This is a genomic window from Sediminicola arcticus, assembly GCF_040566695.1.
GTDB classification, from domain to species: Bacteria; Bacteroidota; Bacteroidia; order Flavobacteriales; family Flavobacteriaceae; genus Sediminicola; species Sediminicola arcticus.
Genome location: NZ_JBEXAE010000014.1, coordinates 1 through 10,679 on the forward strand (window position 1 = coordinate 1; position 10,679 = coordinate 10,679).

General features: G+C 37.8%; 7 protein-coding genes. All 7 read right to left on the reverse strand.

What is annotated here, in order from left to right; all coding sequences use genetic code 11:
• The coding region (locus ABXZ36_RS15655) for a hypothetical protein (protein WP_354616625.1) at positions 1-508 on the reverse strand (508 nt) is incomplete at its 3' end.
• A gap of 606 nt (positions 509-1,114) precedes the next feature.
• Positions 1,115-1,426 carry a hypothetical protein gene (locus ABXZ36_RS15660; protein ID WP_354616626.1) on the reverse strand — a complete coding sequence of 104 codons (312 nt, stop codon included), beginning with the start codon at positions 1,424-1,426 and terminating at the stop codon, positions 1,115-1,117.
• 179 nt (positions 1,427-1,605) lie between these two features.
• Entirely contained in the window at positions 1,606-3,618 is a 2,013-nt protein-coding gene (locus ABXZ36_RS15665; protein WP_354616627.1) for a DUF8696 domain-containing protein, read from the reverse strand.
• 494 nt (positions 3,619-4,112) lie between these two features.
• Positions 4,113-5,729, reverse strand: coding sequence for an Ig-like domain-containing protein (locus ABXZ36_RS15670; RefSeq protein ID WP_354616628.1), 1,617 nt, complete (start codon positions 5,727-5,729; stop codon positions 4,113-4,115).
• 292 nt (positions 5,730-6,021) lie between these two features.
• The gene (locus tag ABXZ36_RS15675) at positions 6,022-7,959 is read right to left on the reverse strand and encodes an OmpA family protein (protein ID WP_354616629.1); all 1,938 of its coding nucleotides are present in this window, start codon (positions 7,957-7,959) and stop codon (positions 6,022-6,024) included.
• A gap of 10 nt (positions 7,960-7,969) precedes the next feature.
• Positions 7,970-8,923: a PorP/SprF family type IX secretion system membrane protein gene (locus ABXZ36_RS15680; RefSeq protein WP_354616630.1), complete on the reverse strand. Its 954-nt coding sequence runs from the start codon at positions 8,921-8,923 to the stop codon at positions 7,970-7,972.
• 15 nt (positions 8,924-8,938) lie between these two features.
• Positions 8,939-10,679, reverse strand: a 1,741-nt coding sequence (locus tag ABXZ36_RS15685) for a T9SS type B sorting domain-containing protein (RefSeq protein WP_354616631.1), incomplete at its 5' end; no start/stop codon positions are given.

Consider the following 10,679-nt stretch of genomic DNA (forward strand, 5'->3'; position numbering starts at 1 on the left):
TAGTTCCATTTGACCTTGTAAAGGTATAAGTCCCATTTCCATTATCAATAAGATTTACAGCATTAGAAGCGTTGTTGATTTCATCTATGGCAGATTGCACCGTACCAGCCGACAAGCCAGATGCTGAATTATCATAGATTACTTCAGATGCCGTTTGATCATCCGTTCCAATGGTATTTAAACTGCTTAAATCCACAGCCAAGCTACCACCGTTTTCCAAAACCAAGGTCAGCTGATTAGTTCCTGCATTGAAACTAAAATTCTGTAGTTGCTGATTATCCGAAGACGTCAGTTCCCATGAATTCCCATCCCAAAAATAAATCGTACCCGTATTCGTATTTACATAAATATCTCCAATGTCCGCACCCGTTGGGGCAGTAGCCCCAGGAGTAGTAACTGCAGTACCACTAAGTACCTCACAATTACATTGATCCTGAAGGGTAACAGTAGTTTGCGAAAATGCAAACCCTGATATCAAGAAAATGATTAATAAAATCCTTTTACTCATAATTGTCGGTTTACTGTAAGTATTTTTATGCTTTCGGTCATTTGCATACCTCATCATAAAGCTGGTTTTTAAAATATCATCGAACAGGGAAAGAATTCTTAGAAAAGCTTCAATGCCAAATTGATATTATTACACCCTACAAAATTAGCAGGAAGCTAGGGCGGTTAAAATAAATGTTGTGTAACTACCAATTAGTATTGTCTATAATCAATAAAGTGTAGTTTCCAGAATTGATATTTACTAAATTCAGGTTGTCTTTAGTCGATTACCGCAGTAATATCAAGACTTACCGATTATCATCTTATCTTGATTATGTGTCATTTCAGCTAAAAGAACTGTTGCCAAATACATTTGACTTTCCACCTTAAATCAATCTTAATCATGATCTTTTACCCACCAATTTTACAATCAAAAAAAACCAAATATCAACTTAAAAATACCTTGACTATCATTCAATTCACGCTCATATTATATCAATTAAAATAATTGTATAACCCTCAGGTATCGATTTATCTTATCTTGTTTGAGAGATAATTAGCTTCAACATCAGCATCCAGCTAAAGAATTCCAGAGCATATTCTTAGTTTAAATACTACAATAAAATATTTAACTCTTATTCACTCTACAGGTGATTCTCCTATTAGTAATAATAGTACTAACCTTAATCGCTGAAAGTGGAGAAAATTTTGAGGTGATATTGGCAATAGTAGCGGTTATGTTTTGCCCTACCATGGCCCCAAAAGGTAATGGAATGGAGAATCTGAAATTATTGGTATTATTGGTATTGCCGTCCACATCGGTATACATGGACAATCCAGCATTTAAATCTCCCACAGCCATTTCTGTAACTGTAGCCAAATAGGTCTTACCTTCTGCGAAGTCTGTGCTGTAGCCCATTTTATTGACCCTTGTTATCATTATGTAGTAGTGATCCTAAGAGATTAGCCCTCCAAATGTAAAAAATAGAAATGATAGGTATTTTGGGATTGTTGTATACTGATTTAATACAATGGCAATCGTCAAAGTATTGATATCTCAAAAATGATAGTTGTCAATTTTAGTAAAATATCGTATCCATGATATTTTACTAGGCATATTTAATTTTTATTGACTCTATGGGTTATCCTTCTATTCGTAATTATATTTTTGACCAAAACGGTTAATGTGGCTATAGACGATGTTTCCGATGATGGACAGGAAGCTGAAGTATTGGAGGCCACAACACGATATTGATATCCTGAATAATCTATATCCGCACCTGTGATATTCAATGTTGCCGTATTTGTACCCGTATAGACTCCCCCATCATTAATATTAGAAAAACTCACTCCGTTATCTGTACTTTCTTGCCATTGATAACTATCGGCATAGACCGCAGTAACAGTGAAAGTACCCGTATCACCCGCAAAAATTTCAACATCGACGGGCTGTGTACCAATACTAACCTGACCAATTACATTTAATGTGGCAGGATTGGATATTATGGGTGGACACGTGTTTGCTGATGTAGAGACCATTACCCTATATAAATTAACCTCTAAACCTGTATTGGTCGGATTTATGGAAATTGTAGATGTTGTAACCCCAGTATAAACGCCACCATCCAATAGATTACTATAAGTACTCCCATTATCTGTACTTAATTGCCATTGATATTTATCTGCATTGGCCGCTACCACAGTAAATGTCCCTGGATTCCCATCACAGACCGTTTCATCTGAAGGTTGGGTCGTTACAGAAACCAAGCCATCCGAATCAATTGTAATCGTGGTACCATTTGTCGGATCGGGAGTACAACCGGGCAAAGGTGCTATATTCAACCTATAATCCCCTAGTTTATCTATAGCTACCGAAGTCAAATTCAATCCAGTTTTTGAAGTACTCCCATCTGGAAAAGTTACTCCTGGCGTAATTGAGGTCCAGTAATATTCTGCACTCACAGAATTAAAGTTTGCCTCCAATGTCAGGGTCTCATTAGGAATACAGCCACTAAAAGCACCTGGATCCTGGATAGAAGTATCCAATTGTCCTGAAGATGCTCCTCCCAAAAAATCATAAGGCCCAGCAAAATCGGATAAAGAAGAAGTAAACGATGCCGAGGATCTTGTTTTTACCAAAACAGAACTAAAAGGAGAGTCACAGGCAGAACCTGGTCCAAATAAGGTTCTTGGATCAAAACCAATTCCTGTAAAATTAACGCCAATTTCCGCGAATGCCTCTGGCTCATAATTTACAGCTGGGGTAAGTCCTGTAGCATAAGTGCCCCATGGGGGTCCCGTTGAAGCTGACGTATTTACCTTACTAAAGGTATTCCCTACAAAATTGATATTGGCATACCCGTAGACCGATCCATTAGAAGGACCATCTATAGAGCTATAATTAAAACCCCTATTAAAAGTATAATCATCTCGGGAAACCCAAACGCGGACCTCTATACTGGAGACACCAGAACCCGAAAAAGCAAAACCTATAACTACATCACCAATTTGGGTAACATTCCCAAAAGCATCAAATTGCCAAGCAGTATGTCCTTCATTAGGCCCCACATTGGTAAAGTTATTGCCAGACAAAATCAATTCCCTTACGTATAATTCAAAATCTATAAACCTAGATCCGTTCGCCTTTAAGGTAGAAACTCCCAAGTTCACCCAAAGATCATCCCCAGTATCCACACCATCCCTTCGCATATGCACATAACTGTCTACAATATCTACATTTGAGGTCAAGGAAGATTCTCCTACATTCCATTGGGTATTCGGATTTTGGGCATTTTTGGATCCATTACCAAAGGTAGTTTTGTCCCTATTGCCATTTCCCTGACTAATATAGTCATGGCCAAATCTAGCGGCATACCATATGTAGCCATTCGGGGATGAAAAATTATTTGTACTCATCCTAGTATCAAAAGCTGTATTTGAAGAAGAATTGATAAGGGATTGGAAGGTTGTCAACTGACTTTGATCGATGACTCCCATTCCTGTGGTTCCAGTAAACCAGTCATCCGTATTTGCATTGGTGGTACCCGATAGTATATCGGCCTCCAAACCAAAATTAGCACCAACACCGGGGTTTTGCTGAGCGTTAACAAAGGAACCCAAAACAATAAGCATTAGAAAAATAATACTTCGATTCAAAAACTTAATATATGTTTGTTTTAAGATCATCTCTTTGTACTCTATTCAAAAGTAGGGGTTATGAGGTCTTCCAACCCAATAAATGTTGTATAGGTAGGTTTTCATAGTGCTTAACTAGTCTTTTCTTAGGGTATATAGGAGATATTTTATTTAATTTTAAGATTATTTTAATTAAATATCATTAAATCAGTATTTTACATTTAATTTATTTTAATATTCTCTATCTTAAATGTAACCCCAAAACCTTATCAAAATAAAAAATGAACTTATAGGTTAAACAAAATAATGTTTGCCTATATAAAATGACTACTCATATCCCTATTGGATTAGTACAAATTTTTAAAGTAGTTAGATCATTGAGTTGTAAAATGGTAAGATGTCTTTTAGACATCTTTATTGAATTTGATTCAACAGACTGTTAAACCAATACTTTGTATCTATTAATGAGGCTATAGACAGAAATTATGTGACTAACTCTTATTCACCCTATGGGTAATCCTTCGGTTGGTGATTACTGTTTTGACCTTCACCGTCAACAATGCCGAAGCCGAAGCTGTAGGCGGACAACCCGATCCTGATCTTGAGGCCAAAACCCGATACCTAAAGCCATTTTTATTTATGTCTGCCGTCTTTACGGCCAGGGAAGTTGACTGTGCGCCAGCATATTCCGTTCCGTCCACAATAGTATTAAAGATAACTCCACCATCTATACTGACCTGCCATTGATAGGTATCTGCATTAGTTGTAGTCACTGTAAAAATAGCATTACCTCCGGTAAAAATAGATTGGTTTGGCCCAATAGAGGCCGTAGAAGGAGTATCGCGGGTAACGGTTATGGCCGTCCTTGCCCCACTAAGGCAATTGGTGGAGGTATTCCGTGCTTCAGCATAATAAGTACCTGGGGCAGTTGGATTATATGTTGTATTGGCCATTAATAATAATGTTCCTCCACTAGGCGCATTATACCAGTCTACCGTTTCATCCAAACCTACCGATGCTGTAATGCTCGGCACGGGATCTCCAATACAATAGGCCTTATTACCACCGCTGGCAGGTGCACTAACCACAGGACACGAACAATTAGGTGCAGTCACTGAAAGTTGATTGGTACAACCATTGGTATCGGTTACCGTTACAACAATGTTTGTTCCTGATGGAACATCGGTAATGGTCCATACATTACCAGAGGTATTGGTAACCGTACCGGCAGTACTAGATACACTGCCAGTGCTGACCGTAACCTCCAATTGGTAGGTAGTAGGCGAACCAAGTCTAAAAACACAACTAGGAGAACTGGTGACCGATATGGTGGGCCTTGGACGAATGGTTAGTTTAACGGCAGATCTAAATAGACTTCTTCGATTAGAATCTGTATTGTCTACACTTTCTCCATAATAGGTTACATTTCCCACAGTATTTAAGGTAGGAGAAACAGTAGATCCACCGCTAGAAGCAGCATACCACGCTACATAGGCTCCAGAAGGAGGGGTTGCAGAAGCTGTTAAGGTCTGAATGGGGTTATTTTCGCATTCGGTAATATCACCATTAGTAGAAGGAGGGGGAAGTGCGGATTCTATCTCATCAAAAGAATAATCGACCCCTCCTCCTCCATTACAGTTTGAAAATCTTTCGGATCCAATATAAATACTTTGGGAAGCATTACAATTCTTATCAGTTCTAATCTGTCCGCCATTATTATAAATCTGCGCACCCTCAGGCAAATACAAATCAGCATTCTTAACCCATGATAGAATACCATCACTCTCTAATGATAATTGCATAATATTAACTTGAAAACTTCCGTTATCTGGCAATGACAGGTTATCGTTTCCTCCAGATTGATCTCCAATAATTAGCTTATTTATGGTATAAGAAGTAATATTCACATTCAAGGTTACCGTATTACCACTACCAATGGTTATTGTACCAACATTACTGTTTTGGCCAGGATAAGTGGTGGCATTAACCCAAGAAGATCCATTATAGATCTGCCAGGTACTGGAACTACTCCAGTTACCAGTGGCTTTGGATCTATAATCGCCAGTTACCTGCGCCATTAAAGGGAGGCCAAACAGCAGAAGGAACACTATTAATACAAATTGTTTTAATTTATGGCTAAAACACATAGATTTAAATTTACTATATCAGTAATTATGATACTAATTAAAACTTACAAGACTATATTCTCAATTGGTGAAAATATTCCTTTAAGTTTGAAAAGAAAAAAACTTGTTGTGAAGCGTGTTAAAAGCATGTTAATAAATTTATAGCAGTTTTAATAGAATTGCAGAAAGCTTCTATTAATGGTATTCTTAAAAATACAGACATAAAAAACCAGCATTTAAAAGGCTGGTTTTTTGTTATGGGAAAAAGACGATGTTACTCTAATATAATAAACTCCGACCTTCTGTTTAATTGGTGCTCTTCAGAAGAGCATTTTACAACATTGCCACAGCCATTTACCAACCTTGTTTCACCAAAGCCTTCCCCTATCAGTCGGTCTTTGGGTAAACCTTGGGCGATCATATAATTTACCGTAGCTTCTGCCCTTCTTTGTGACAACCATAGATTATATGGGTCAGGCCCCCTACTATCCGTATGTGAGTTCACTTGAATTCTTAAACTCGGATACTTTTCCATAGCTGCAATAACCTTCTGAATCTCTACCTCTGCATCTTTTCGGATATTGTACTTGTTCAAATCAAAATAGATGGTACTCAATTGAAGTAATTTTGCCAAATCGTCCCCAAAACCAGCAGTGACAATTTCACGTTCTAGATAGAAATCAATAATCGTTGGTTTTCCATCGGATATTCCTAAATACTCTTCAGCCGGAATATACCCTTCTATTGAAGCCCTAACAAAATTTCCTTGGTTGCAATCTACAGTCAGACTATAATCCCCATTGGAGTTCGTAATGGTATTGGAAACCTCTATATTTTCTTCATTGATCACCATTACAGTAGCTCCAACCAATACCTCATTGGATATTTTATCCCTAACCGTTCCAGTAATCTGCTGAACACATTCCAATACCAAGGGTTTAATTTCCTTAAAGGCATAAATGTCATCTTCCCCCATTCCTCCTTCACGGTTGGACGCGAAATAACCCTCTCTTGTTTCTTCGTCGAAAATATAAGTAAAATCATCTAGGGTACTATTCACAGGTTCCCCTACATTGGTAATTTTTCCAGAAAAATCTCCAAATGCAATTTTAGTCGCAAAAATATCTAACCCCCCTAACCCTGGATGTCCGTCTGATGAGAAGTATAAAATTTCCTTTTCACTCACATAAGGAAAATTTTCTCTAGCTTCTGTATTTATGGTATTTCCTAAATTTTCAGGAGTACTAAAAGTGCCATCCTGATTAATGGTCACCTTAAATATATCTGATTCTCCTAGGGATCCAGGCATATCGGAAGCAAAATAAAGTGTTTTATCATCCGGACTTAAAGCGGGATGTGCCACAGAGTAGGAGTCACTATTAAATGGTAATTCTTCTACCTCTGTCCAATCACCATTAAGTAGTTTTGCTCTATATATTTTTAACCTAATGATTCCCTGCTTATCCTTTGCATATTTACTATCCAAAAGGTTATTTCTGGTAAAATAAATTACCCCACCATCTTTTGTAGTTGTAGAAGTAGACTCATGGAGTCTAGTATTGATGTTTTCGTCAAGTTTAACTACTTTATTATTTGAAGAACTATCTACATCGACTTTATAAAGATCTAAAAAATCTTTAGAGGTCCATGTATGCCTGTATCTAGCTAAATTCCCAGTATCCCTATCCGAAGAGAAAATTAACCCTTGCTTGTAAAAAGAAGGTGCGAAATCACCATAAGGTGAGTTATAATCAAAATCCTTCAATTCATACCTTCCTGAATTATTTTTTATTTCTTCAAGGTAATTACGTTCATTTTTATAAGCAATGGCCCTTTCATCTCCAGAAGTCAATTGGGTAAATTTTGACATTTCAACATCGGATTCTGAATAATTACCTAGAGATTTAAGCACTTGGGCATACCGGAAATAATATTCTGGTGCCAGATCGTTAGGAAACTCATCCACCAGCCTTTTATAAATCTTAGCCGCTTCTGTATAATCTGCCTTAAAATAATAGGCATTTCCCAATTTTTTTAGGATATCTGGAGTTACATACCCCTTTTCTAACACTTTTTTATAGATATCTATTGCCAGACTAAAAGAATACTCTTCATACTTTTCGTTCGCCTTCTCTACTTGACGATCCTGGGCAAACAAAGCACTTGCTCCGATAAAAGTTAAAACTATTACTAAAAGTATTTTTTTTATCATTTTCTGCTAATTAAAAGAAACGGGGTGACACCAAGCGACTAAATGATTTTACCAATTCAAATCTTAAAAAGACCTCAAAGGTTCCGTCATTAAATTGAGTCCCTCCCAGTTCCGTAGTTTCACGATCATAGGCTAATCCTACCATAAACTGATCTGTGATTTGGAAACCTACAAGGGCACTCACAGCAGCGTCCCAACGATACGCCGCTCCAAAAGTAAATTTGTCATTGAGCATAAAATTGGCAGACATGTCTACTTGCAAAGGAGCGCCACTCACGACCTTGGTTAGTAAGGCAGGTTTAAATTTTAAAAAGGCATTTACATCGAACACATAACCAGTGATCACATAAAAATTGATCCTTTCTTTGGCTAGAAAATTTGTAGTGTTAGCATCGCCGCTAGAATTATCAAAATGTTTGGTTTCCAACAGATTAGGAGCAGAAAGGCCCAAATAGAACTCATTGGTGTGATAATAAGCCCCTACCCCAAAATTAGGGGAGAATTTATTATCAATATTATTCCCATCGGTTGCCTCCGAATCAAAATTCCGTAAGCCACTAAAATCGAGATTCAGTAAGTTTCCACCTGCCTTTAATCCAAACGATAACTTTGCATCGCGTGCAACTTCTATGGTGTAGGACACCACTGCATCCAGATACGTTTCTTGAACAACACCATTCCCAATCTCATCGTTCACAATGGAAAGACCATAACCTAATCTACTATTTCTAATGGGTGAATGCACATTAAAGGTTTGTGTGGTTGGCGCACCGTCCAATCCAACCCATTGTGACCTATAAAGGCCAGAGATGCTCAACTGTCCCCTGGATCCTGCATATGCGGGATTAACACTCAACGTGTTGAACATATATTGGGTATACTGTGCGTCTTGTTGTCCTTGAACTAATTCAACAATAGCAAAGAATAGAATTAGTGGTATATATAGCTTTATTTTATTTATCATATCCTATTAGATGTATTATTGACTGATATAAATGTAACCACTTTCCCTATTATTTTTTTGATCAAAGGTATATTCAAATATATAAAAATAAACCCCAGCTGGCAGGTAATCTCCAGCCCCGATAGTTGATCTTACTTTAGATTTTCCATCGAACACATTATTCTGGTTATTATAACCTCTCCCCTCGTAAACGGCTTTACCCCATCTATTGAAAATTTTAATAGAGTTATTAAGAGCAAGATCTACATTTCTGATGAATAAAAAGTCATTCTTCCCATCACTATTGGGCGTCACCAATTGGTTTACTTCGATAGGCCCTCTAGATAAAATGCCTATGGATACAGTTACAATTGCAGTATCACAATTAGTTGAATTTTCTTTTTCGCAAATTGTATATTCAATAGAATAGGTGCCCGGAGACAATTTGTCATCTATGACACTTACAGTACCATCTTCATTGACTCTTAACTCATTGGTTGGTGTAGAAGTAATTGTTACATCATCCAAATCAACTGTTTCGCCATTTAAGGTGTCATTTTCCAATACATTACTGCCTTCAATATCACCCCCTATATTGTCTATAACAAAATCAATTGAATAGTTGTCATCCACTGCATCAATGATCATGACATCAGCCTCAACAGTTATGGTAACTGTTGCCGATGCACAAACATCTGGATCAGGATCTGTATTACATACTTCATATATAATTGTTATAATCGTGTCTGTTTCAGAAGCATTTGGGGTATAAAATAATTCCCCTGTTTCAGAATCAAAAGAAACAGTACCCGTTGCATCACCACCAATTCTGGTAATAGTAGTGGTCCCAAGATTGTTTCCATCATTATTCGGAAGATAATCATCGTTCGCTAAAATGTTTATAATCACTTCTGTTTCGGGCAATGTAGATCCAGTATCATAAACAGCTGTGGCAACAAGTGGATTTGGATCGGTACCATTTGGATTTCCATCACTATCGCAATCTAAATTATTCCACTCGCTTGTTGTATCCACAGATTGACTACTTAAAAGCAGATCACATGGATCTAAAGGATCGGTTGAATCTATAAGTTCATCCCTATTGGTCACCCCGTCTCCATCACAATCTAGATTTTCCCATTCCTCCGATGTCAACACGGTCTGACTGGATAAAATAAAATCACAAGAGTCTAATGGATCCGTACCATCAGTAATTTCATCGCTGTTTGTCACCCCGTCACCGTCACAGTCCAATAGCAGGTAATCCCCACCTTGGGTAACAGAAACGCTTTCTGGATTGTAATCGCAACCATCCAACGGATCTGTTCCATCGGTAACTTCATCACCGTTAGTTACTCCATCTCCGTCACAATCAAGAGCTATCCATTCTTCCGATGGAGTTAGCGTTTGACTTGCCAGCAAAAAGTCACAAGAATCAAATGGACTTGTCCCATCCATGATTTCATCTCCATTGGTCACCCCGTCACCATCACAGTCCAATAGCAGGTAATCCCCACCTTGGGCAACAGATACTCTTTCTGGATTGTAATCACAACCATTCAACGGATCTGTTCCATCTGTAACTTCATCACCGTTGGTTACTCCATCACCGTCACAATCTAGAGCAATCCATTCATCCGTAGGGGTTACGGTTTGACTTGCAAGAATAAAATCACAAGGATCTGTTGGGTCCGTCCCATCTGTATTTTCATCTGTATCCGTAACTCCGTCACCATCTGTATCCGTATTGTCATCGGTTGGATCTAGGTAATCCGGC

Excerpts from the sequence above, each read along its gene's own strand:
- ABXZ36_RS15660 (WP_354616626.1), bottom strand. The coding sequence starts at position 1,426 with ATGATAACAAGGGTCAATAAAATGGGCTACAGCACAGACTTCGCAGAA.
- ABXZ36_RS15665 (WP_354616627.1), bottom strand. The coding sequence starts at position 3,618 with ATGCTTATTGTTTTGGGTTCCTTTGTTAACGCTCAGCAAAACCCCGGT.
- ABXZ36_RS15675 (WP_354616629.1), bottom strand. The coding sequence starts at position 7,959 with ATGATAAAAAAAATACTTTTAGTAATAGTTTTAACTTTTATCGGAGCA.
- ABXZ36_RS15680 (WP_354616630.1), bottom strand. The coding sequence starts at position 8,923 with ATGATAAATAAAATAAAGCTATATATACCACTAATTCTATTCTTTGCT.